The 20,386-nt window shown below is 63.8% G+C and carries 28 protein-coding genes; 21 read left to right on the forward strand and 7 right to left on the reverse strand.

Annotation, left to right across the window (positions count from 1 at the left end; all coding sequences use genetic code 11):
• Positions 1-2: 2 nt before the first annotated feature.
• From rplP to rpsQ, 3 genes are read left to right on the forward strand one after another with little or no spacing between them, the layout of a single operon-like run.
• Positions 3-419: a 50S ribosomal protein L16 gene (gene rplP, locus RFA01S_RS16020; protein ID WP_027496313.1), complete on the forward strand. Its 417-nt coding sequence runs from the start codon at positions 3-5 to the stop codon at positions 417-419.
• On the forward strand, positions 419-664 hold the full coding sequence (gene rpmC / locus RFA01S_RS16025) for a 50S ribosomal protein L29 (protein WP_027496314.1): 246 nt from the start codon (positions 419-421) through the stop codon (positions 662-664). Before rplP ends, rpmC begins: the two co-directional genes overlap by 1 nt.
• Positions 661-939 (forward strand): 30S ribosomal protein S17, encoded by a 279-nt coding sequence (rpsQ, locus tag RFA01S_RS16030; RefSeq protein WP_027496315.1) that lies wholly within the window; start codon positions 661-663, stop codon positions 937-939. Before rpmC ends, rpsQ begins: the two co-directional genes overlap by 4 nt.
• 66 nt (positions 940-1,005) lie before the next feature.
• Here rpsQ and RFA01S_RS16035 read toward each other — a convergent pair whose 3' ends face one another.
• Genes RFA01S_RS16035 through RFA01S_RS16050 form a run of 4 tightly spaced genes read right to left on the reverse strand, consistent with a single transcriptional unit; the run spans position 1,006 to position 7,188 of the window.
• On the reverse strand, positions 1,006-2,331 hold the full coding sequence (locus tag RFA01S_RS16035; RefSeq protein ID WP_081371348.1) for an AIM24 family protein: 1,326 nt from the start codon (positions 2,329-2,331) through the stop codon (positions 1,006-1,008).
• A gap of 32 nt (positions 2,332-2,363) precedes the next feature.
• Positions 2,364-5,483: a helicase HerA domain-containing protein gene (locus RFA01S_RS16040; RefSeq protein WP_032408157.1), complete on the reverse strand. Its 3,120-nt coding sequence runs from the start codon at positions 5,481-5,483 to the stop codon at positions 2,364-2,366.
• A 17-nt stretch (positions 5,484-5,500) separates the two neighbouring features.
• The gene (locus RFA01S_RS16045; RefSeq protein ID WP_032365634.1) at positions 5,501-6,154 is read right to left on the reverse strand and encodes a hypothetical protein; all 654 of its coding nucleotides are present in this window, start codon (positions 6,152-6,154) and stop codon (positions 5,501-5,503) included.
• The gene (locus RFA01S_RS16050; protein WP_032408029.1) at positions 6,151-7,188 is read right to left on the reverse strand and encodes an endonuclease domain-containing protein; all 1,038 of its coding nucleotides are present in this window, start codon (positions 7,186-7,188) and stop codon (positions 6,151-6,153) included. Before RFA01S_RS16050 ends, RFA01S_RS16045 begins: the two co-directional genes overlap by 4 nt.
• A 235-nt stretch (positions 7,189-7,423) precedes the next feature.
• Here RFA01S_RS16050 and rplN point away from each other — a divergent pair, with 235 nt between their 5' ends.
• From rplN to RFA01S_RS16070, 4 genes are read left to right on the forward strand one after another with little or no spacing between them, the layout of a single operon-like run.
• Complete coding sequence (gene rplN / locus RFA01S_RS16055) at positions 7,424-7,792, forward strand: 50S ribosomal protein L14 (RefSeq protein WP_027496320.1); 369 nt, start codon at positions 7,424-7,426, stop codon at positions 7,790-7,792.
• Positions 7,793-8,110 (forward strand): 50S ribosomal protein L24, encoded by a 318-nt coding sequence (rplX, locus tag RFA01S_RS16060; RefSeq protein WP_008718278.1) that lies wholly within the window; start codon positions 7,793-7,795, stop codon positions 8,108-8,110.
• A gap of 1 nt (position 8,111) precedes the next feature.
• A complete protein-coding gene (gene rplE / locus RFA01S_RS16065) occupies positions 8,112-8,684 on the forward strand; it encodes a 50S ribosomal protein L5 (protein WP_008718275.1) in 573 nt (190 codons plus the stop codon).
• Between the two features lie 4 nt (positions 8,685-8,688).
• Complete coding sequence (locus tag RFA01S_RS16070; RefSeq protein WP_008718273.1) at positions 8,689-8,874, forward strand: type Z 30S ribosomal protein S14; 186 nt, start codon at positions 8,689-8,691, stop codon at positions 8,872-8,874.
• 91 nt (positions 8,875-8,965) lie between these two features.
• Here RFA01S_RS16070 and RFA01S_RS16075 read toward each other — a convergent pair whose 3' ends face one another.
• Entirely contained in the window at positions 8,966-9,664 is a 699-nt protein-coding gene (locus tag RFA01S_RS16075; RefSeq protein WP_032408028.1) for a DUF6885 family protein, read from the reverse strand.
• 211 nt (positions 9,665-9,875) lie between these two features.
• A complete protein-coding gene (locus tag RFA01S_RS16080) occupies positions 9,876-11,033 on the reverse strand; it encodes a type I glutamate--ammonia ligase (protein ID WP_202902223.1) in 1,158 nt (385 codons plus the stop codon).
• Positions 11,034-11,432: 399 nt separating this feature from the next.
• Between RFA01S_RS16080 and rpsH the strand changes: the two genes are divergently transcribed.
• The 9 genes from rpsH (at position 11,433) to map (ending at position 17,121) form a co-directional block, all read left to right on the forward strand.
• Positions 11,433-11,831 (forward strand): 30S ribosomal protein S8, encoded by a 399-nt coding sequence (gene rpsH, locus RFA01S_RS16085; RefSeq protein WP_008718266.1) that lies wholly within the window; start codon positions 11,433-11,435, stop codon positions 11,829-11,831.
• Between the two features lie 13 nt (positions 11,832-11,844).
• Positions 11,845-12,384: a 50S ribosomal protein L6 gene (rplF, locus tag RFA01S_RS16090; RefSeq protein WP_027496323.1), complete on the forward strand. Its 540-nt coding sequence runs from the start codon at positions 11,845-11,847 to the stop codon at positions 12,382-12,384.
• Between the two features lies 1 nt (position 12,385).
• Positions 12,386-12,802, forward strand: a complete 417-nt coding sequence (rplR, locus tag RFA01S_RS16095; protein ID WP_032365631.1) for a 50S ribosomal protein L18 — start codon at positions 12,386-12,388, stop codon at positions 12,800-12,802.
• A gap of 34 nt (positions 12,803-12,836) precedes the next feature.
• The gene (gene rpsE, locus RFA01S_RS16100) at positions 12,837-13,511 is read left to right on the forward strand and encodes a 30S ribosomal protein S5 (RefSeq protein ID WP_032365630.1); all 675 of its coding nucleotides are present in this window, start codon (positions 12,837-12,839) and stop codon (positions 13,509-13,511) included.
• Positions 13,511-13,690: a 50S ribosomal protein L30 gene (gene rpmD, locus RFA01S_RS16105; RefSeq protein ID WP_008718256.1), complete on the forward strand. Its 180-nt coding sequence runs from the start codon at positions 13,511-13,513 to the stop codon at positions 13,688-13,690. Before rpsE ends, rpmD begins: the two co-directional genes overlap by 1 nt.
• A 2-nt stretch (positions 13,691-13,692) precedes the next feature.
• Complete coding sequence (rplO, locus tag RFA01S_RS16110) at positions 13,693-14,136, forward strand: 50S ribosomal protein L15 (protein ID WP_027496326.1); 444 nt, start codon at positions 13,693-13,695, stop codon at positions 14,134-14,136.
• Positions 14,137-14,450: 314 nt separating this feature from the next.
• The gene (secY, locus tag RFA01S_RS16115; RefSeq protein WP_027496327.1) at positions 14,451-15,773 is read left to right on the forward strand and encodes a preprotein translocase subunit SecY; all 1,323 of its coding nucleotides are present in this window, start codon (positions 14,451-14,453) and stop codon (positions 15,771-15,773) included.
• Complete coding sequence (locus RFA01S_RS16120) at positions 15,770-16,324, forward strand: adenylate kinase (protein ID WP_032408027.1); 555 nt, start codon at positions 15,770-15,772, stop codon at positions 16,322-16,324. Before secY ends, RFA01S_RS16120 begins: the two co-directional genes overlap by 4 nt.
• Positions 16,324-17,121: a type I methionyl aminopeptidase gene (gene map / locus RFA01S_RS16125; RefSeq protein ID WP_027496329.1), complete on the forward strand. Its 798-nt coding sequence runs from the start codon at positions 16,324-16,326 to the stop codon at positions 17,119-17,121. Before RFA01S_RS16120 ends, map begins: the two co-directional genes overlap by 1 nt.
• A gap of 17 nt (positions 17,122-17,138) precedes the next feature.
• Here map and RFA01S_RS16130 read toward each other — a convergent pair whose 3' ends face one another.
• Positions 17,139-18,026 (reverse strand): glycosyltransferase family 2 protein, encoded by an 888-nt coding sequence (locus RFA01S_RS16130; RefSeq protein WP_032373892.1) that lies wholly within the window; start codon positions 18,024-18,026, stop codon positions 17,139-17,141.
• 298 nt (positions 18,027-18,324) lie between these two features.
• Between RFA01S_RS16130 and infA the strand changes: the two genes are divergently transcribed.
• The 5 genes from infA (at position 18,325) to rpsD (ending at position 20,367) form a co-directional block, all read left to right on the forward strand.
• Complete coding sequence (gene infA / locus RFA01S_RS16135) at positions 18,325-18,546, forward strand: translation initiation factor IF-1 (RefSeq protein WP_005140011.1); 222 nt, start codon at positions 18,325-18,327, stop codon at positions 18,544-18,546.
• A gap of 88 nt (positions 18,547-18,634) precedes the next feature.
• Positions 18,635-18,748, forward strand: a complete 114-nt coding sequence (gene rpmJ / locus RFA01S_RS16140; protein WP_025347279.1) for a 50S ribosomal protein L36 — start codon at positions 18,635-18,637, stop codon at positions 18,746-18,748.
• A 204-nt stretch (positions 18,749-18,952) separates the two neighbouring features.
• Complete coding sequence (rpsM, locus tag RFA01S_RS16145) at positions 18,953-19,327, forward strand: 30S ribosomal protein S13 (protein ID WP_027496330.1); 375 nt, start codon at positions 18,953-18,955, stop codon at positions 19,325-19,327.
• Positions 19,327-19,740: a 30S ribosomal protein S11 gene (gene rpsK / locus RFA01S_RS16150; protein WP_027496331.1), complete on the forward strand. Its 414-nt coding sequence runs from the start codon at positions 19,327-19,329 to the stop codon at positions 19,738-19,740. The genes rpsM and rpsK overlap by 1 nt, the downstream gene beginning before the upstream one ends.
• A 21-nt stretch (positions 19,741-19,761) precedes the next feature.
• Entirely contained in the window at positions 19,762-20,367 is a 606-nt protein-coding gene (gene rpsD / locus RFA01S_RS16155; RefSeq protein WP_008718223.1) for a 30S ribosomal protein S4, read from the forward strand.
• Positions 20,368-20,386: the final 19 nt, after the last annotated feature.

The raw sequence follows: 20,386 nt of genomic DNA on the forward strand, positions 1-20,386 counted from the left end.
GCATGTTGATCCCCCGCCGGGTCAAGCACCGCAAGCAGCACCACCCGAAGCGTTCGGGTGCCGCCAAGGGCGGAACTCAGGTGACATTCGGTGACTACGGCATTCAGGCTCTCGAGCCCGCCTACATCACCAACCGTCAGATCGAGTCCGCTCGTATCGCGATCACTCGCCACATCAAGCGTGGCGGCAAGGTCTGGATCAACATCTTCCCGGACCGCCCGCTCACCAAGAAGCCTGCCGAGACCCGCATGGGTTCCGGTAAGGGTTCGCCCGAGTGGTGGATCGCGAACGTCAAGCCGGGTCGCGTGCTCTTCGAGCTGTCGTACCCCGACGAGACCATTGCGCGTGAGGCACTGACTCGCGCCATCCACAAGCTGCCCATCAAGGCACGCATCATCACCAGGGAGGAGCAGTTCTGATGGCTACCGGAACCCCAGCCGCAGAGCTCCGCGAGCTCACCGGTGAAGAGCTGGTCACCAAGCTGCGTGAGTCGAAGGAAGAGCTGTTCAACCTTCGTTTCCAGATGGCTACCGGCCAGTTGGACAACAACCGTCGACTGCGCACCGTCCGTCACGAGATCGCGCGCATCTACACCGTCCTGCGCGAGCGTGAGCTCGGCTTGGCATCTGGTCCTTCCGAGGACACTGCAGGTGACGCGGCATGAGCGAGGAAAAGACTGTGACTGAAGAGCGCAACAACCGCAAGACTCGGATCGGCTACGTCGTATCCGACAAGATGGAGAAGACGATCGTCGTCGAGCTCGAGGACAGGGTCAAGCACCCCCTCTACAGCAAGATCATTCGTCGTACCACCAAGGTCAAGGCACATGACGAGAAGGGCGACGCCGGCGTAGGCGATCGCGTTCAGCTCATGGAGACCCGTCCGCTGTCCGCCACGAAGCACTGGCGACTGGTCGAGGTTCTCGAAAAGGCCAAGTAGGACCTTCACAAAAATGCCCGCTCCCTTCCCGGGGGGCGGGCATTTGTGCTTTCCGAAGCGTGCGGCTTACCTGCCCAGCAAGCCGCCCAGCGGTCCGCCGACGCCTGCTTGCTCGCCGCCACCGGTACCGCCGACCGGTCCACCCGGCGGCTGTTCCGACGGCTGCACCACCACGAACCCCTGGCCGGCGAATTCCAGCGTGAACCTCTCTCCGGTCGAGCGGCCGATCAACGTTCCGAGCCCGAACGAGTCGTTCTTCTTCACTCTCGTCTGCAGAGACGACGACCACGCAACTGCTGCCTGCGGGTCGGCGAACGTCGGCTGGTCGACGTTCAGGACGACCGGCACTCCGTCGGTGGTGATGGCGATACGGCCCCGACCGGTGAACACACAGTTGAAGAACCCCGCGTTTCCACCCGCAGCGGCACCCTGGACACGCTTGATGTCGTAACTCAGCGAGGAGTCGAACGCGAGAACGTTGGCCCCGTTGATGGTGAGCCCGTCCGTGCCGTCGAGATCGATCAGATGAACGTCCTGTGCGGCGTTGGCGAGGAACAGGTCGCCCTGGCCCGTGACCTTCATCAGGGGGACGCCTTCGCCGGACAGGGCTTGTTTGAGGGCTCGACCTATACCCCCGGAGCCCTTGGCCTCGAACTGCAGATTGCCCTGGTACGCGACCATCGAGCCGGCCCGAGCCATGATCTCGCCGTTCATGCCGACCCGGCACATCTTGCTGCCCTGTTTCTGAATCCCCGATCCGGGAACTTCGGCGTGGGCGGGCGCGAACAGTTCACTTCTCATGGTCAGGACTCCTTGTGGGACAGGTGAATTCACGATCGCTTCGCTTCGGTGCGAGGGTGGTGCCGTCGGTGCCTCGGGTGTGGGCGGATCGTCGTCCTCGACGCTGATACCGAACGCGGTGGCCAGGCCCGCCAACCCATCGGCGTAGCCCTGGCCCACCGCCCGGATCTTCCATTGCTGGTTGCGGCGATAGAACTCCAGGATGACGAGAGCACTCTCGTCGCCGAGTGCGTCGGCGGTGAATCCGACGATCGCACCGCCCGACGTGTCGGAGACGGTCGCCGATGTCGGTCCGGCGGCAGCGAACGTTGCCGGACCGGTACCGTCCAGCGATGCCGCGATGGCAACGGTCTCGATATCGGCTGGAATCGCGGAGGGATCGATCAGGACGAGATGGCCGGACGGCCCGCGCTGGTACTCGAGGCCCGCGCCCTCGGGTTGGTTGTAGAACACCAGATCCGCGTCCGAACGCACCCGTCCGTCCGGCCCCAACAGCAGCGCGGACACGTCGACCGACGTCGAGGCGGCAAGTGTCACCGTCAGCCGGCCGGTCGGAGCGGGGCAGTTCTCCCCGCGAGCGAGGTTTTTCATCGGATCCAGTGTGCCAGTGTCGACGCGTGCTGTCAGGAACGCGCGAGTTCGATGACTTCTTCCTCGGTCGGCGGGCTCTTCGGGTGGTAGGACAGGCACAGGGGAGTGGCGGTTCGCCGGAACTCTGCGCCCTCGACGGCAGCGTAGAACTGCCCCGCGGGCAAACGGCCGACATCGGGTACCGAGCCGCCTTTGACGCGGGCCATCTCCTTGGCCGCCTCGACCTGGGACGGGCTGTTGAGCAGTCCGTAGAACTGCGTCGACGCGTTTCCGGCGATGCGGTTGTGCAACCCCTTCGGTGCCTGCGTGGCAAATACGAGACCGAGACCGTACTTACGCGCCTGCGACGCCAGCGCAAGTGTGCTGTGTGTCGCTGCGGTCGTGCGATCGGAGGGGGCGAAGTTCTGCGCCTCGTCCATCACGAACAGTCCGCCGAGCGGCCGGTCACCCGCCGGGTTCTTCTTGATCCAGGAGAACAGGCCCATCTGCAGCTGATTGACGAAGCTCTGCTTCTGCTCGTCGGTGGTCAGGCCCGCCAGATTGATCACCGATACTCGGGCCTTCTTTCCGTCGGCCGGAGTCAGCAGCACTGCCGGGTCGACCGGGGTGCCCGCCCCTGCGAACATGGGGTCGTTGGCCACGGCAGCCTTCAGATTTTCGGCCAGTCCCTGCGCGATCCGTACGGCATCGCGCAGGTCGCTGGTGTCCTCGGGCAATTCTTCGAGCAGGTCGATGAAGTCCGCCAGCGTGCCGCCCTGTGGGCGTCGACCGAAGAGATCGAGCGTCGACTTCAGCACTGCGCGGCCGTGTTTCGCCTTCTGGGAAGTACCCAGGACGCCGGCGGCGGGCTCGAGCGACGCCAATGCGGATTCGACGGAGGAATCGAACTCGTCGGCATCACCGAGAACGCTGACGAAATCGGGCAGTGGCTGAAAGCTCAGCGGTCGGCCCGCCGACTTGCGGGGCGTCCACACCACGACGTCGGTGTCGCGTAGATACGCCGCCGCCTTGGCCTCGTCGCCCGGCGGCCACGTCCGTTCGTCCTCGGGCCACGCGGTGCCGAGGCGAGCCAGGTCGTTGTTGACGTCCAACACGATCGCCGAAACACCTTGCAGCGCACATTCTTCCACCAGTCGGCGAATCAGTACCGTCTTCCCTGATCCGGAACCCGCGAAGATCGCTGTGTGCTTACGGAGCGCCTCGAGTTGGATTGCGACGTCCGCACCGGTGCTCACTTCCGACCCGGCGACGATCGACGGCCGGCGGCTCGCAATCGGTTCGGCCGCGACGGTGTTCTCGGGTTCGATCAATGCGGTGTCGTCGTCGACGACGCTGACTGCAGGCAACACGGAGGAGAACAGTTCGACCTCGTGTGCGGGCTTGCGCGCGAGCAACCACGACGTGAGAGCGGGGGAGTTCTCGGCCAGCAGCACCGACAGAGCCGCCAAGGCCCTGCGGTCCTCGTCGCCGAACGGCACGACAATGCCGCCTGCACGTCGCAGAGCGGCGACGGTCTGCTCGGTCTTCGCGCCATTGGGCCACGGGTCGTTTCTGATGAGGATCAGTCGCCGTTTCGGCATGTCTGCCCTGAGGCCGGCCGTGGTCACCGCACGCTCCACACGGGCCAACGCGGCCCTGGCATTGCCGGAGGTGACCGCGCGGAAGCACCAGTGCTCCTCGTCGTCCGTATCGGTGTCGACGGTATGTCGCAGCCTGGCATGCAGGGCAGGCTTGCCGCTCGGAGGTGGGTCCTGGGCAAGGCTGTCGTCCGAGGACTGATGCTCGTGGATCCACGCGGTCAGGCCCGCAGACAGGAGTGCGGGGACGATCGAGTCCTCACTGTCGGGCTTCAGCGGAATGGCGACGTCGACCTGTTTGCGCAGTGCTGCGTAGCGATCGTCGAGTATGTCGAGTTCGTCGACCCGTGCTTTGGGGAGGTCCTGCGCATCCGCGGGCCCGGACTTGTCCGTGAAACTCTCCAACTCCGACGCGACGCCGGTGTCTAGGCAGTGCCTGATGTGACGGTCGACCGCGATCAGCAGCTGCCGCGGAGTGAAGTCCGGGGCCTGCTCGAATGCGTCGGGTGCCACCGGCCACGTCGGATGCGGCGGGGTGAAGCCTGCCTCGAGAAAGCACGCCGCTAGACGTCGTCCCAGTAACAGGCGTCCGATGTCGGACGACGGAATCGGCTTGAGAGGCTGCGTCACTCGGAAGCGGTCGCGCATCGGTGCCACGCCGCGGGCGGCGATCAACTCCCACGCGCTCGACAGAGCCGAGAGTACCGACGCGGTGCGAGGAAGCGTTTCGCGCAGCGACATCAGACCGTGCGCCAGTTGCTCGACGACCTTGTCTTCCTGTGCGTCGGCGAACTCCTGATCCGATCCCGTTCGGGATTGCGCGACCAACGTGTCGATCTGGTCTATCGCGAGAATTGTCGGACCGGTGATGGCCAGCAGTCGTGAGATGTTCTCGGCAATGCCTTGGTGACCGAGCTCGGCCCGGCGGATTCCCCAGGGCGAGAATTCTTCGGCATCGACGTCGTCGATCGACTGCAGGTATGCGTCACCGAGATCCTGGACGGCCGAATCGGGGGCGATGGACAGCACCAAGGCGCGCAGCGTGTGCTGCGAGGTACGCCGATGTCGGGGGTGGACCTTGTATACGGCGGTGACGAAGTCGTTCAGCGTCTCGGCGTCGATCATGTTCTCGCCCATGATCTTTGCGCGTTGTTCGTCGGGAATGTCACCGATCGTGCACAAGCGACGCAACAGAAGTGCGAGTTGGCTGTCGGATCCTTGGCCGGAGGGCCGCATCAGGTCGTCGAGCATCCCCATGAGAGTCGACCGCCAGAAGCCCGCGGCGTCGAGCAGCCTGATCAGGAAGAAGTACCCGCCCTTCTGCTGCACCTCCTCGCGCACCTGCCCCAGCAGATGCGTCTTGCCGGATCCGGCCGGCCCGCGTACGACGACTCCGAGCGGACTGGCGTCATCCGACGTCTCCGCGTCCTCGTAGGCGTTCATCACCTCGAGGAACACCCGCTCGTGCATGCCGGGAACGTGCACGTTGGACTGCGAACGCCACACGTCGTCGGGGGTCGGGGCCCAGCTCAGCCGTACCGATTCCAGAGCCCGGATCTGCTCGTTGTCCGTCATCGTGGAGTTCACGCCCATCATGATTCGATCGAGAGAAGGTGGTTCTGCTGATTACCGACGACGACGGCCGCAGCGCGTTCCTCGTCGGTCAGCGTCTTCTGGTTTTCCTCGGGTATCAGCGAGACGTCCGCGGCGCGGCGCAGCCGTGCGAGTGCATCGTCGAGATCGGCACGAGGTATGTCTCGCAACTCGTTTCGCAAGCGAGACAGCCGAACGGTGCTACCGGGTTCACGTGCGAGCGACGCGTACGCGGTGCGAATCGAGGCCTCGATGTCGACGGTCTTGTCGGCCTTCTCGGAGCTGTCGAGGGGGGCGGTCTCGTCCCCGCGGGGCGAGAACACATCGGCCGGACGGCTGTCGGTGCGATCCAGCCAGCGACGTAACCCTGCCAACACGGTGAACATGGCCTTGCCTGCGCCTGTCGACCGAGCCGGTGGTTCACCGCCCATGAGCTCACCGCAGGTGCGCCACCCTTTGTCGGTCAGCTCCAGGGTCATCGGGCGCACCGAAGAATCGACCTCGATCAATCCCGCATTCTTCAGTTTGTCGCGGGAAGCCTTAGGTAATTCGGGGCCGAGTCCCTTGAGGACGCTGTTCTTCACCGGACTCGCTTCGGCCATCAGAACGAGCAGTACTGCTGCTTCGGTGCCGTTCAGGTCTTCGGTACTCATCGAGGATCCCCCTTCGATCGTCTTCTCGATACTGCCTCGCGGATGGTAGCCACAGCGCGGTGCGGGTCGTCGATCACCTGAGCGTTGGTGAACCGCAACACTATGTACCCGTGTGTCTGCAGCTGGTTGTCGCGCACGCGGTCCTCGGCGAAGCGCTGGGCGGCACGGTGCTCGTCGCCGTCGATTTCCACGATGACTCTCTCGGTGCGCCACAGTACGTCGACTGTGAACGGACGGCTGAGTTCGCCGAGCCGAATCGAGCGATTGTGCTCTCGACCGGTGGCCCATTCGTGCTGGTCCAGCGCTCTGTACAGGCGCTTCTCCGGATCGCTCGCCGGGTGTGGGTGTCCGGCGATCGGCGGATAGCTCAACGGCCGGAAGCGATCGAGGACAGTGCTGACGCCGGCAGGCACTTCGGGTGCGCGCACCGACACGGACGGGAATCTGTCCATCCTCGACGACCCACCGCCGGTGAGCCACACGCCCGCCCGTGCGTGAGCACACAGCCATTCCGCTGCGGTCGACACGAAGTCGGCGTCCACGGCGTCGGGTACGACCAGCACGAGAGCGACAACGTCGCGGCCGTGAGCTGCCGCGAGAGCTCGCGCCGAACCTGCCGCGCGGGTCTCGACGGTGAACACCGGCCGGCGTATCGGCCGTCCCGAGGAGGCCGACTCGGCCAGAGCCGCTATGTAGGGACCGAAGTGTGCCGAGTCGGCAGCCAGGCGAACGGCGGACGTGCGAGCGGCACGCCGCTCCAACGTGGAGGTCCCTGCGTTGTGCTCGAACTCGGGGAGCCATAGCGCGGTCGAGTGGACCGCTGCGGTCTCCAGCGACGTGACCACCATCTCGACCAGGTCTGCCGAACGATGAGATGCCGACTCGTCGACAGTGAAGAAGACGATCGCAGGTGCGTCGGCGGGGAGCGGGTTCGCGGATTCGGCGAGCTCGCGTTCGGACGCCCCGCGAAGTCGAGTCACTCGATCTGCGGGAAGACTCGACCACCAGCCTGTGGTCTCACCGTTCCCGGTCACAGCTGCTCCCCGCCCACCCCTGTTGCCCCATCTCCGAACCGTACCGACAAGGTCCGACACGTAGGGGGCGAGCACGTTTCCGTGACGGCGATTTGGCTCTGGCATCGGCGTTCCCCTACACTTGACCGGTTGCCTGTGGCAGCGGTGTGTCTTCGTGCGCCCGCTCTCGGCAGCCGACCGCGCGTGTCGGGACGGAAATCCGGCACGTACGTACATCCAGGTCAAGGAGAAGTTAGTGATTCAGCAGGAGTCGCGAGTACGCGTCGCTGATAACACGGGCGCGAAGGAAATCCTTTGCATCCGCGTTCTCGGTGGTTCGTCACGTCGCTACGCCGGAATCGGCGACATCATCGTAGCTACGGTGAAAGACGCCATTCCCGGTGGAAACATCAAGAAGGGTGAGGTCGTCAAGGCCGTCATCGTCCGCACCGTCAAGGAGCGTCGCCGTCCGGATGGCTCGTACATCCGTTTCGACGAGAACGCTGCGGTGCTGATCAAGCCGGACCACGACCCCCGTGGAACCCGCATCTTCGGCCCGGTCGGCCGCGAGCTGCGTGAGAAGAAGTTCATGAAGATCGTCTCGCTCGCCCCGGAGGTGCTGTAAATGAAGGTGCACAAGGGCGACACCGTTCTCGTGATCGCAGGCAAGGACAAGGGTGCCAAGGGCAAGGTCATTCAGGCCTACCCCGCTGACTCCAAGGTCCTGGTCGAAGGCGTGAACCGCATCAAGAAGCACACCGCGGTCTCTGCCAACCAGCGCGGCGCATCCTCGGGTGGCATCGTCACTCAGGAAGCCCCGATCCACGTATCGAACGTCGCAGTTGTCGACTCGGACGGAAACCCCACTCGCGTGGGCTACCGGACCGACGAAGAATCCGGCAAGCGCGTTCGTGTTTCCCGCAAGAACGGGAAGGACATCTGAGATGACTACCACCGAGAACATCGCGGGCGAACAGCCCCGCCTCAAGGCGCGCTACCGCGCTGAGATCAAAGACGCCCTGAACACCGAGTTTGCATACGAGAACGTCATGCAGATCCCCGGCATCGTCAAGGTCGTCGTCAACATGGGTGTCGGCGACGCCGCCCGTGACGCCAAGCTGATCAACGGCGCAGTTGCAGACCTCGCTGCCATCACCGGCCAGAAGCCGGAGATCCGCAAGGCTCGCAAGTCCATCGCACAGTTCAAGCTGCGCGAAGGAATGCCCATCGGCGCACGCGTCACCCTCCGTGGCGACCGCATGTGGGAGTTCCTCGACCGTCTGGTCTCCATTGCCCTTCCCCGAATCAGGGACTTCCGCGGCCTCTCGGGCACGCAGTTCGACGGCAACGGAAACTACACGTTCGGCCTCAACGAGCAGTCGATGTTCCACGAGATCGACGTGGACAAGATCGACCGTCCGCGCGGCATGGACATCACCGTAGTAACCACCGCAACCAACAACGAAGAAGGCCGCGCGCTGCTCAAGCACCTCGGCTTCCCGTTCAAGGAGAACTGAGTCCATGGCGAAGAAGGCATTGGTCAACAAGGCCAACAAGAAGCCGAAGTTCGCGGTGCGTGCATACACTCGCTGCAACCGCTGCGGCCGTCCCCATTCCGTGTTCCGCAAGTTCGGCCTCTGCCGTATCTGCGTGCGCGAAATGGCACACGCCGGAGAGCTTCCCGGAGTTCGCAAGAGCTCCTGGTGATCTGAGGCCTCCGGGCTTCACCACACCACGCTGATGGGCGTGGGTTCCGAAAGGAACCCACGCCCATTTTGCGTTGCTCAGATCCTGACTTTCACACCGACCACACGTCGTGTCGTAGATCCAGAGAGCGGACCAGATCCACCGCCGCATGATGATCCGGGCTGTCGACGATCAGCAGCAGGCCACGCTCGGACATCGCCGACGCGAGGGCATCGGTGGAGACGGTTCTACATCCAGGCGGCATGTCCGGGTCTCCGAGTTCCCGGTAGGTGTCGGCAATCGCCACTACGTCCTCGACTGGATCGAATCCCCAGACGGTCACGAAATGTCCTACGTTCCAGTCGAAGTCGGTCAACTCTGCAGTATGTACATTCGCCAACGATGCGAAGCGGAAAGGCCCGTCGGCAAGCCGGTCGAGTAGCAGACGCAATCGCTCGACGGAGGGCCCCACGATGGGAACCACGGCGACGCGGTGATCGGTCGCGGTCTCGATGCCCTCCGTGAGACCTGCTGCCGTGGTCCCGGCTGCGTCGATCGATGCGGCTCGCGGCAGTAGATCCCACCCGTCGGTGATTCGGGGGGTTCCGGGAGGACGGGCCGAGTCGATTGCACCCGGCCAGATCGCGGACCTCGACGCGACCGCGAGTGCCGTCACGCCCGGTGCGTCGTCGCCCATGACGGCCGTCAGCGCAACCGATGCCGAGAACGGTCCGCAGAGTTGATCCGGTTGCGGCAGAGCATGATCGAGGGCCGAGACGATGGTGGTTGCCCCGGCGAACCTGCGCAGCATCTCAGTAGATCCAACGCAACGATTCGAGCAGTTCGTCCTCGGTATGACTCTCCGCCCACGTGGCATCGGCGTCCCGGCAGGCGACGAACGCGCCCAGAAGTTCCATGCCCAACACGTCTCGGACCAGTACGGACGACAGGAGGTCTTCGCGCTGCTGCGCGTGGGTCGTTGCGAGAGGCGAGATTCCCGCGGCATCCCGACGAGCATCGTCTCAACCTCCTACGTCCTCCTGGACCGGAGGCGGCAATTGCGCCGAATCCACCACTCCCGCCAGACCGGCCGCGATCGTGACGGCCAGCGCCAGGTACGGATTGGCGGACGCGTCGCACGCCTTCAACTCGACGTTGGTGTGTTCCGGGCCGAGAAGGGGCGTGGCCGGTACGAGTCGCACTGCAGCTTCGCGGTTCTCGACGCCCCAGAATCCGAAGGCACCTGCCCAGTACCCCGGTCGACGACGCAGCAGTGACCCCGAACTCGGTGCCGTGATGGCAGTGAGTCCCGGGAGTTCTCGAACGAGGCCCGCGATGTACGCCTGCCCGGTGTCGGACAGTCCGTACTCTCCGTCGCCGGTCAGAGCGTTGTGACCGTCGCGAACCAGTGATGTGTGTAGGTGCCATCCGTTACCCGCACTGCTCGACGAGGGCAGGGGAGCGAAGCTTGCCCTCAGGCCCTGGGCTTTGGCCGCTGAGTGGATGGTCTGCCGCGCGAGTACCTGCGCGTCGGCCGCAGCAAGTGGATCGAGTGGACTCAATGCGATCTCCAGCTGGGAGCCGCCGTACTCGGCATGAATCTGCCCGATGTCGAGGCCATTCGCAGACAGCGCCTCGAGCAATAGAACGACGAATTGATCGACATCGCGGAGTGCGTTCGCCGAGTAGGCAGGTCCGCGATGAGCGGACAGTCCGTCCGACTCGCGAGTCAGGGCGAACTCGATCTCGAATCCGGCCCGTACCTCGAAACCGGCATCGGACGCCTTCTGCACCTGCCGCTCGAGAACTGAGCGCTGATCGTAGGGCCACGGTGTGCCGTCTGCCGAGACCTGTCGTCCGTGCGCCCAGGCCAGCCCCGGCTGTCCGGACAGGGCGACCACGCTCGACGCGCTCTCGATCACCGGAATCAACCGCACATCGCCGGACGGCGTCGACAGTCCTTCGTGGGCGAATGTGATCCCGTCATGCGAATCGAATACCGCGAACACCGCGGTGACTCCCACTCCACGCCGTGCGACTGCAGTCAATTCTGCGGTGGGCACGGTGCGTGATCGGACGATGCCGTTGTTGTCGACCCAGCCGATCGTCACCCCTGCGATGTTGCGGTCACGCAGAGTGTGGGTGAGGTGGTCGATGTCGACTGCCTTCGAGTCCGTCATGGTCCGACGTTAGCGAAGAAGTACTCGTCGGGGTGTCCGACTGGACCCGAGCTGTCCCGCAATGGTAAGGCGATTTGGTCTTCGGGTGCGCGATGCCTACACTAGAGCGGTTGCCCGGGCTTCGTCGTGCCTGCACGCGAGTCCTTGCAATACAACAAACGCAACCTCGAGTTCTCCGCACGTCAGCATTGAACATGCGGAAGCTCGTAACACCTGGCAGTGCAGCGATGCATTGCTTGGAGCGCAACCCCTGACCGGCAACAGTCGGTCAGGACATGTTCACTTCGCTGTAGGCCCACGATGTGACGAGCCAGGCCCGATGGGTTCTCCGGAACCGGAAGGCACCAGCCCGCGCGTGCTGCATGGGAACCGCTGCGAGAAAGGTGCACAGGTCACACCATGACGATGACCGATCCAATTGCAGACTTCTTGACCCGTCTGCGCAACGCCAACTCGGCGTACCACGACGAGGTGAAGCTTCCCCACTCGAAGCTCAAGGCGAACATCGCCGAGATCCTCAAGCGCGAGGGCTACATCTCCGATTACCGCACGGAAGACGCCGAGGTGGGCAAGACCCTCATCGTCGATCTGAAGTACGGCCCGAGCCGTGAGCGCAGCCTCGCCGGCGTGCGACGCGTCTCCAAGCCCGGTCTCCGGGTGTACGCAAAATCCACCAATCTGCCCAAGGTTCTCGGCGGCCTGGGCGTGGCGATCATCTCCACGTCCACCGGTCTGCTCACGGAGCGTCAGGCTGCCAAGCAGGGTGTGGGCGGAGAAGTCCTCGCCTACGTCTGGTAGGGGAGGCCACACCATGTCACGTATTGGAAAATTGCCGGTCGCAGTCCCCGCTGGCGTCGATATCACCATCGACGGCCAGGACGTTGCGGTCAAGGGCCCCAAGGGTGCCCTGAGCCTGACAGTCGCCGAGCCCATCAAGATCGCCCGCGCCGACGACGGCACCATCGCCGTCACTCGGCCCGACGACGAGCGTAAGAGCCGCTCGCTGCATGGTCTCTCGCGCACTCTCGTCGCGAACCTCATCACCGGTGTCACCAACGGTTACACCACCAAGATGGAGATTCACGGCGTCGGTTACCGCGTCGTACTCAAGGGCAAGGACCTCGAGTTCGCACTCGGTTACAGCCATCCCGTGCTGATCGAAGCACCCGAGGGCATCACGTTCACGGTCGAGTCGCCCACGCGATTCACCGTTGTCGGCATCGACAAGCAGAAGGTCGGTCAGATCTCTGCCAACATTCGTCGTCTGCGGCGTCCGGACCCGTACAAGGGTAAGGGCATCCGCTACGAGGGTGAAGTGATCCGCCGCAAGGTCGGAAAGACGGGTAAGTGATATGAGCCAGCAAACAGCAGACAAGGCGAACGTCGTCAAGCGCACACCGCGCGGCACCGACGTCTCGACGAAGCGTCGCCTGTCGAAGGCACGTCGTCACTTCCGCCTTCGCAAGAAGATCTCCGGAACGCCCGAGCGTCCGCGCTTGGTCGTCAACCGGTCCTCGCGTCACATCCACGTGCAGTTGATCGACGACCTGGCGGGCCACACGCTGGCCAGCGCGTCGAGCATCGAAGCCGATGTGCGCGCACTCGAGGGCGACAAGAAGGCCGTCAGCGCGAAGGTCGGCGAGCTCATCGCCAGCCGTGCGAAGGCAGCCGGCGTCGAGGCAGTCGTGTTCGACCGCGGCGGCAACAACTACAGCGGCCGCATCGCGGCACTCGCAGACGCTGCCCGCGAAGGCGGGTTGACGTTCTGATGATGACAATGACTGACAACGGAAGGACAGCCTGATGCCGGGACGTCAACGGCGTGACGGCGGAAGCGGCCCCGCCGGACAGAACAGTGGCCCCAACGCAGGTGGCGACAACAACCAGCGCGGCGACAACCGCGGTGGTGGCGGTCGCGATCGTCGTGACAACGGCCGTGGCGGCAACGCTGCGGACAAGTCGAACTTCATCGAGAAGGTCGTCACGATCAACCGCGTCTCCAAGGTGGTCAAGGGTGGTCGACGCTTCAGCTTCACCGCCCTCGTCATCGTCGGTGACGGCAACGGACTGGTCGGCGTCGGCTACGGCAAGGCCAAGGAAGTTCCCGCGGCCATCCAGAAGGGTGTCGAGGAGGCTCGCAAGAGCTTCTTCCGCGTCCCGATGATCGCCGGCACCATCACCCACCCCATCCAGGGCGAAGCCGCTGCCGGCGTCGTCATGTTGCGTCCGGCCAGCGCCGGTACCGGCGTCATCGCCGGTGGTGCTGTTCGCGCAGTGTTGGAGTGCGCCGGTGTCCACGACGTGCTGTCGAAGTCGCTCGGTAGCGACAACGCCATCAACGTCGTGCACGCGACCGTCGCAGCCCTCAAGGGTCTGCAGCGTCCCGAGGAAGTTGCGGCTCGCCGCGGCCTGACCCTCGAAGAGGTTGCACCCGCCGGAATGCTGCGCGCACGCGCACAGGCAGGAGCGGTGAAGTAATGGCTCAGCTGAAGGTCACTCAGATCAAGAGCACCATCGGCCAGAAGGCGAACCAGCGTGACAGCCTGCGTACTCTCGGGCTCAAGGGCATCCGCCAGACGGTCGTCCGCGAGGACAACCCGCAGAACCGCGGACTGGTCAACACGGTGCGCCACCTCGTAACTGTTGAGGAGGTCTAACCATGACCATCAAACTGCACCACCTGCGCCCCGCAGCCGGATCCAAGTCGACGAAGATTCGCGTCGGCCGTGGTGAAGGTGGCAAGCGCGGCAAGACCGCAGGTCGCGGTACCAAGGGAACCGGCGCACGCAAGAACGTGCCGGCACGCTTCGAGGGTGGCCAGATGCCCCTCCACATGCGGCTCCCGAAGCTCAAGGGCTTCACCAACCGCAACCGTGTCGTGTTCCAGGTCGTGAACCTGCGCGACATCGAGCGCCTGTTCCCCGAGGGTGGTCAGATCGGTATCCCCGAGCTGATCGCCAAGGGAGCTGTTCGCAAGAACGAGCTCGTCAAGGTTCTCGGAGACGGAAACCTCACCGTGAAGGTCGATATCTCGGCCAACAAGTTCACGGGCTCCGCCAAGGAAAAGATCGCCGCTGCCGGCGGTTCTGCAACCGAGGTATGAGCATTGCTTCGATGTGCTGAGTAGCAGCGCGTCGAGCAGCAGTTCGTGACGATGGCCGCAGCCACAGCTCTCGTAGCTGAGCTGCGGCCATCGTTGCCTACACGGAATGTCGTGTGTGTCGACCGATCGGCCAGGGTCCAACACTGACCGTCGGTCCGTTCGATGCGCACTGTTAGAGTTCTAGAGTTCAGAGAAGTTCGTATCGATGCGGTCGACGCATGTCGTCCGCAGTCCATGCTCGTGAGGCTCACGGGAGCATCAGTCGCTCCCGACGAAGCACTCGCGGCGTCAACGCAGTCGTGCCAGGAGGATCTTTGCTTTCCGCCTTCGTGTCGGCCCTCAGGACTCCTGACCTGAGACGGAAGATCCTCTTCACGCTCGGTCTGGTGGCCCTGTATCGCTTCGGTGCAACACTGCCGTCGCCGGGTGTCGACTACGCCAATGTCCGAGCATGCATCGACCAGGTCTCCGGTGGAGATTCGGCGGGCATCTACTCGTTGATCAACTTGTTCTCCGGTGGAGCGCTCCTCCAGCTCTCGGTGTTCGCGATCGGCATCATGCCGTACATCACCGCCAGCATCATCGTGCAGCTGCTCACCGTCGTCATCCCCAAGTTCGAGGAACTCCGCAAGGAGGGACAGTCGGGCCAGGCCAAGATGACGCAGTACACGCGTTACCTGTCGATCGCACTGGCCATCCTGCAGGCGACCGGCCTGGTGGCCCTCGCTTCGCGCGGCCAGTTGCTCCAGGGATGTCAGCAGGACATCATCGCCGACCAGTCCATCTTCGGGCTCGTCATCATCGTGCTGGTCATGACTGCAGGCGCAGCCGTCGTGATGTGGTTCGGCGAGGTCATCACCGAGCGCGGTGTCGGCAACGGAATGTCGCTGCTGATCTTCGCCGGAATTGCCTCGCGCATCCCGTCCGAGGGCAACTCGATTCTGGAGAGCCGCGGCGGGTTGGTCTTCGGGTTCGTCTGCTTCGCAGCGTTCCTCATCATCACCGGTGTGGTCTTCGTCGAGCAGGGTCAGCGCCGAATCCCGGTCCAGTACGCCAAGCGCATGGTCGGCCGGAAGATGTACGGCGGCTCGTCCACGTATCTGCCGCTCAAGGTCAACCAGGCCGGCGTCATCCCGGTGATCTTCGCGTCCTCGCTCCTCTACCTACCAAATCTCATCGCCCAGCTCACGTCCGCCAGCACCGCAACCGATCCGAGCTGGTGGCAGCGGATCATCAACGAGTATCTGGTGAACCCGGCGAACCCGGTGTACATCGCTATCTTCTTCGGGCTGATCGTCTTCTTCACGTACTTCTACGTGGCGATCACGTTCAACCCCGAAGAGCGGGCCGACGAGATGAAGAAGTTCGGTGGATTCATCCCGGGCATCCGACCGGGTAAGCCGACAGCCGATTACCTCAACTACGTTCTCAGTCGCATCACGCTGCCCGGTGCGGTGTACCTGGGCACCATTGCGGTGCTTCCCAACCTGTTCCTCGACATCGGCAGTTCGGGCGGAGCTCAAAACCTTCCGTTCGGTGGTACCGCCGTGTTGATCATGGTCAGCGTGGGCCTCGACACCGTCAAGCAGATCGAAAGCCAGCTGATGCAGCGTAACTACGAAGGGTTCCTCAAGTGAGACTTGTTCTGCTCGGTCCCCCCGGTGCCGGCAAAGGCACTCAGGCCGTCCTCCTCTCCGAGAAGCTGGGCGTGCCACACATTTCGACAGGCGATCTCTTTCGCGCCAACATCGGCGAGAAGACCCCGCTCGGATTGGAAGCGAAGAAGTACCTCGACGCGGGCGACCTCGTGCCGAGCGAACTCACCGTGGACATGGTGCGCAGTCGACTCGCCGAGCCCGACGCCGTCAACGGATTCCTTCTCGACGGTTTCCCGCGTTCGGTCGGCCAGGCCGAAGCTCTGGTCGACATCCTCTCCGACCTGAACGCGCGTCTCGATGCAGTGCTGTCCTTTGTCGTCGACGAGGACGTCGTCGTGGACCGCATGCTGGCGCGCGGCCGTGAGGACGACAAAGAGGACGTCATCCGTAATCGGCTCAAGGTATACCGCGACGAGACGGCACCGCTGTTGGACTACTACTCCGACAAGCTGGTCACCGTCGATGCGATCGGTGAGGTGGACGAAGTCAACGCCCGCGCGCTGAAGTCCATCGAGGACCACGGCAAGTAATGGCGTTCGGCCGTAAACGAAAAGTTGTCCCGTTCAAGAGCGCTGGTGAGCTCGACGCGATGGCGGCAGCCGGTGCCGTGGTAGGTGCCGCTCTCGTCGCCGTACGGGATGCAGCCAAGCCCGGGGTCTCGACGCTCGAACTCGACCGAGTTGCCGAGGCGGTCATCCGTGATGCCGGTGCGGTGCCCTCTTTCCTGGGGTACCACGGTTTCACCGGCAGCATCTGCTCCTCGGTGAACGACCGCGTGGTGCACGGCATTCCGTCGGCGGACGAGTTGTTGGTCGCCGGGGATCTCGTGTCCATCGACTGCGGTGCCGTTCTGGACGGTTGGCACGGAGATTCGGCGTGGACGTTCGGCGTCGGCGACATCATCGAGGCCGATGCGTTGCTGAGCGATGCGACGAGGCTTTCCATGGAGGCCGGGATCGCAGCGATGATCCCCGGCAATCGTCTGACCGACATCTCCCACGCCATCGAGTCCGGTACGCACGCGGCCGAGGATGCTCACGGTCGTAAATACGGAATCGTCGACGGTTACGGCGGCCACGGAATCGGCCGCGAAATGCATATGGACCCGTTCCTCGCGAACGAGGGCGCGCCGGGCAAAGGCCCGGAACTCGTGGTGGGTTCCACGCTGGCCATCGAACCGATGTTGACGCTCGGTACCTACGAGACCGACATTCTCGACGACGGGTGGACCGTGGTGACCACCGATGGTTCACGCGCGGCGCACTGGGAACACACGGTCGCGGTGACCGAGGACGGCCCGCGAATCCTGACGGTTCGGCCTCGCTAGAACTACCAGGTCAACGCTCACCAGGTGAGTGACGAGTACCGGCGGCCCCCTCGGATGAGTCCGAGGTGGGCTGCCGTCAGGCGCAGCCAGAGGCGAGTCGGCATCCGAGTCAGTGCGGTCGGCAGCAATGGGTTTCGTACCGCGAGCGCGAGGAGCGCTACGGAAATTGTGCGGATTCGGAACGGCGGGCATCCGGCAGCCCGATACATTCCGCGGACGTGGGCCGATCCGTATCCGAGTGCCCCCGCCTGTTTCCAATTGTCCCGGTAGCCGGTACGCAGACGATATTCGACCAGCGGCTCGGCTATGAAGTGCAGGCGGGCACCCGATTGCTGTGCGCGCCAGGAGAATTCCATGTCCTCGCTGGCATGAACGAATTCGAACATCCCGCCGAGATCTCGGTAGGTCGACGCGCGGCACGCCATACTCGCCCCGATGACGAACGGGCGAAAGGGCGACTTGCCCTGATTCGAAGGTGGGGCGAACGGAACTGCGGCGCGCGTCGCTTCGGAGTTCAGCGCCTCGGTGCTCAGGCCGGTTCCCACGAGGTCGTAGCTGTTCAGTTCGGCGGTGATGCGCCGCAGCCATGTCGGGTGTACGACGTCGTCGGCATCGCAGAAGGCCAGCAGCGGGCCCTCGGCTGCTTCCGCACCGCGATTGCGGGCATGCGACGCGCCCGGGGTGCCGGACGAATCGACGTACTTCAGATTCAAGCGGGCCCGTAGTGCGTGGTCCTGCACGAACTCGCGCACTCCGTCGGTCGAGCCGTTGTCGCTGACGACGACCTCGAACGGGCCGTCGTAGTCCTGGTGGGCGAGCGCGCGTAGTTGCTCGTCGAGCACATCTCTGGCGTTGTGTACGGGAATGATCACGGAGACGGCTGGGCCGGACGGGTTGGAACTCAAGAGGGCACCTTGCGGGCTCGGTGGCTGAACGATGGCGGGCGGACGAAAGGTTAGCTCAGTTAATCTAACGTCGCCATCCGACGCGTTTCGTGCCCGCTTCGCGCGCATTTGGCCAGATGTGCCTTTGCCGGTAACATAGATCGACGGTGCGCCCTGCGTACCGGATGTCCGCATGCCTCGAGGGCTGTGCGGCCCTCCGGCGATACTCCGACTCGGTTCCGAGGAGTCGGTCAGTGGGCATCACGGTAACGGAAACAGATGCAATCAACCAGGTGTGAGAGCCAGGATCGCGGAGGATATGGCCAAGAAAGACGGTGCTATCGAGGTAGAGGGCCGAGTTGTCGAACCGCTGCCCAATGCGATGTTTCGCATTGAGCTCGAAAACGGCCACAAGGTACTCGCCCACATCAGCGGAAAGATGCGTCAGCACTACATCCGCATCCTTCCCGAGGATCGCGTCGTGGTAGAGCTTTCGCCCTACGACCTCACGCGTGGACGCATCGTTTACCGCTACAAGTAAGAGCTTCCTCGGCCATGTCCGGTCGGGGAGAACCATGCTCGGTCCGCTGCTCGCAGCGCGTCCGAGCTACACACAGGAGATCAACGACGTGAAGGTTCAGCCGAGCGTCAAGAAGATCTGCGAGAAGTGCAAGGTGATTCGTCGTAACGGACGCGTCATGGTGATCTGCGACAACCTGCGTCACAAGCAGCGTCAGGGATAACCACCGAGCATCACGCACGTCGGCTTGGCAACAGCTAGAAGATGACCTCCCAGCACCAACCGCAACACACGCGTTGCGGCAGACCCCCGGCACGGAGGCCGGGGCCCCACTGAGTTTGTTGAAAGACGCTTCCCACCCCAGCGGTGAGAAGGACACAGGGGACGGACTGGGAGCAGACCTCCGGACAAGAAAAGGAAATGCCACATGGCACGTCTCGCAGGTGTGGATCTGCCGCGCGAAAAGCGCATGGAGATCGCACTGACTTACATCTACGGCGTCGGCCGTACCCGCTCCAAGGAAATTCTCGCAGCAACGGGCGTCAGCCCCGACCTGCGCAGCAAGGATCTCGGCGACGACGATCTGCGCAAGCTCAGCGATTACATCAACGAGTCCCTCAAGGTCGAGGGCGATCTGCGCCGCGAGGTGCAGGCCGACATCCGACGCAAGATCGAAATCGGCTGCTACCAGGGTCTTCGCCACCGTCGTGGTCTGCCCGTCCGTGGACAGCGCACCAAGACCAATGCGCGTACCCGTAAGGGACCCAAGCGCACCATTGCCGGCAAGAAGAAGGCGAAGTAATGCCCCCCAAAGCACGCGGTACCGGTCCGAAGAAGGCGCAGAAGACGCGTCGCAGGGACAAGAAGAACGTCCCGCACGGATCTGCGCACATCAAGAGCACGTTCAACAACACGATCGTGTCGATCACCGACCCCGCCGGAAACGTCATCTCGTGGGCGTCCTCGGGACACGTGGGCTTCAAGGGCTCGCGCAAGTCGACTCCGTTCGCCGCACAGCTCGCAGCCGAGAACGCTGCGCGCAAGGCTCAGGAGCACGGCGTCAAGAAGGTCGACGTGTTCGTCAAGGGTCCCGGCTCCGGCCGTGAGACCGCGATCCGCTCACTTCAGGCCGCAGGCCTCGAGGTCGGCACCATCTCCGATGTCACCCCTCAGCCGCACAACGGCTGCCGTCCGCCCAAGCGGCGTCGGGTCTAGCGGGAAGGAAAGGTTTAGAAAATGGCACGTTATACCGGTCCTATCACCCGCAAGTCGCGTCGTCTGCGCGTCGACCTCGTCGGAGGCGACCAGGCGTTCGAGCGTCGTCCCTACCCGCCCGGCCAGCACGGCCGCGCGCGGATCAAGGAGAGCGAGTACCTGCTCCAGCTGCAGGAGAAGCAGAAGGCTCGCTTCACCTACGGCGTCATGGAGAAGCAGTTCCGTCTGTACTACAAGGAAGCCAACAGGGCCGCCGGCAAGACCGGTGAGAACCTGCTGACCATCCTCGAGACTCGCCTCGACAACGTCGTCTACCGTGCGGGTCTCGCACGTACGCGTCGTCAGGCACGCCAGCTGGTCACCCATGGCCACTTCCTCGTGAACAACAAGCGAGTGGACATCCCCAGCTACCGCGTCTCGCAGTACGACATCATCGATGTCCGCGAGAAGTCCGCGCAGACCCTGCCGATCCAGATCGCCCGTGAGAGCTACGGCGATCGTCCGGTGGCTCCGTGGCTGCAGGTCGTCCCCAACCGTCTTCGCATCCTGGTTCACCGGGTGCCGGAGCGCGCACAGATCGATGTGCCGCTCCAGGAGCAGCTCATCGTCGAGTACTACTCGAAGTAAGGCGCAGCACGCATGTGAG

It is taken from the genome of Rhodococcoides fascians NBRC 12155 = LMG 3623, assembly GCF_001894785.1.
Taxonomy (GTDB): Bacteria; Actinomycetota; Actinomycetes; order Mycobacteriales; family Mycobacteriaceae; genus Rhodococcoides; species Rhodococcoides fascians.

What these genes read in the sequence shown, in the direction of transcription:
- rplP (WP_027496313.1), top strand. Translation starts at nt 3, where the DNA reads ATGTTGATCCCCCGCCGGGTCAAGCACCGCAAGCAGCACCACCCGAAG.
- rpmC (WP_027496314.1), top strand. Translation starts at nt 419, where the DNA reads ATGGCTACCGGAACCCCAGCCGCAGAGCTCCGCGAGCTCACCGGTGAA.
- rpsQ (WP_027496315.1), top strand. Translation starts at nt 661, where the DNA reads ATGAGCGAGGAAAAGACTGTGACTGAAGAGCGCAACAACCGCAAGACT.
- RFA01S_RS16035 (WP_081371348.1), bottom strand. Translation starts at nt 2,331, where the DNA reads ATGAAAAACCTCGCTCGCGGGGAGAACTGCCCCGCTCCGACCGGCCGG.
- RFA01S_RS16040 (WP_032408157.1), bottom strand. Translation starts at nt 5,483, where the DNA reads ATGACGGACAACGAGCAGATCCGGGCTCTGGAATCGGTACGGCTGAGC.
- RFA01S_RS16045 (WP_032365634.1), bottom strand. Translation starts at nt 6,154, where the DNA reads ATGAGTACCGAAGACCTGAACGGCACCGAAGCAGCAGTACTGCTCGTT.
- rplX (WP_008718278.1), top strand. Translation starts at nt 7,793, where the DNA reads ATGAAGGTGCACAAGGGCGACACCGTTCTCGTGATCGCAGGCAAGGAC.
- rplE (WP_008718275.1), top strand. Translation starts at nt 8,112, where the DNA reads ATGACTACCACCGAGAACATCGCGGGCGAACAGCCCCGCCTCAAGGCG.
- RFA01S_RS16070 (WP_008718273.1), top strand. Translation starts at nt 8,689, where the DNA reads ATGGCGAAGAAGGCATTGGTCAACAAGGCCAACAAGAAGCCGAAGTTC.
- RFA01S_RS16075 (WP_032408028.1), bottom strand. Translation starts at nt 9,664, where the DNA reads ATGCTGCGCAGGTTCGCCGGGGCAACCACCATCGTCTCGGCCCTCGAT.
- RFA01S_RS16080 (WP_202902223.1), bottom strand. Translation starts at nt 11,033, where the DNA reads ATGACGGACTCGAAGGCAGTCGACATCGACCACCTCACCCACACTCTG.
- rpsH (WP_008718266.1), top strand. Translation starts at nt 11,433, where the DNA reads ATGACGATGACCGATCCAATTGCAGACTTCTTGACCCGTCTGCGCAAC.
- rplF (WP_027496323.1), top strand. Translation starts at nt 11,845, where the DNA reads ATGTCACGTATTGGAAAATTGCCGGTCGCAGTCCCCGCTGGCGTCGAT.
- rplR (WP_032365631.1), top strand. Translation starts at nt 12,386, where the DNA reads ATGAGCCAGCAAACAGCAGACAAGGCGAACGTCGTCAAGCGCACACCG.
- rpsE (WP_032365630.1), top strand. Translation starts at nt 12,837, where the DNA reads ATGCCGGGACGTCAACGGCGTGACGGCGGAAGCGGCCCCGCCGGACAG.
- rpmD (WP_008718256.1), top strand. Translation starts at nt 13,511, where the DNA reads ATGGCTCAGCTGAAGGTCACTCAGATCAAGAGCACCATCGGCCAGAAG.
- rplO (WP_027496326.1), top strand. Translation starts at nt 13,693, where the DNA reads ATGACCATCAAACTGCACCACCTGCGCCCCGCAGCCGGATCCAAGTCG.
- map (WP_027496329.1), top strand. Translation starts at nt 16,324, where the DNA reads ATGGCGTTCGGCCGTAAACGAAAAGTTGTCCCGTTCAAGAGCGCTGGT.
- infA (WP_005140011.1), top strand. Translation starts at nt 18,325, where the DNA reads ATGGCCAAGAAAGACGGTGCTATCGAGGTAGAGGGCCGAGTTGTCGAA.
- rpsM (WP_027496330.1), top strand. Translation starts at nt 18,953, where the DNA reads ATGGCACGTCTCGCAGGTGTGGATCTGCCGCGCGAAAAGCGCATGGAG.
- rpsK (WP_027496331.1), top strand. Translation starts at nt 19,327, where the DNA reads ATGCCCCCCAAAGCACGCGGTACCGGTCCGAAGAAGGCGCAGAAGACG.
- rpsD (WP_008718223.1), top strand. Translation starts at nt 19,762, where the DNA reads ATGGCACGTTATACCGGTCCTATCACCCGCAAGTCGCGTCGTCTGCGC.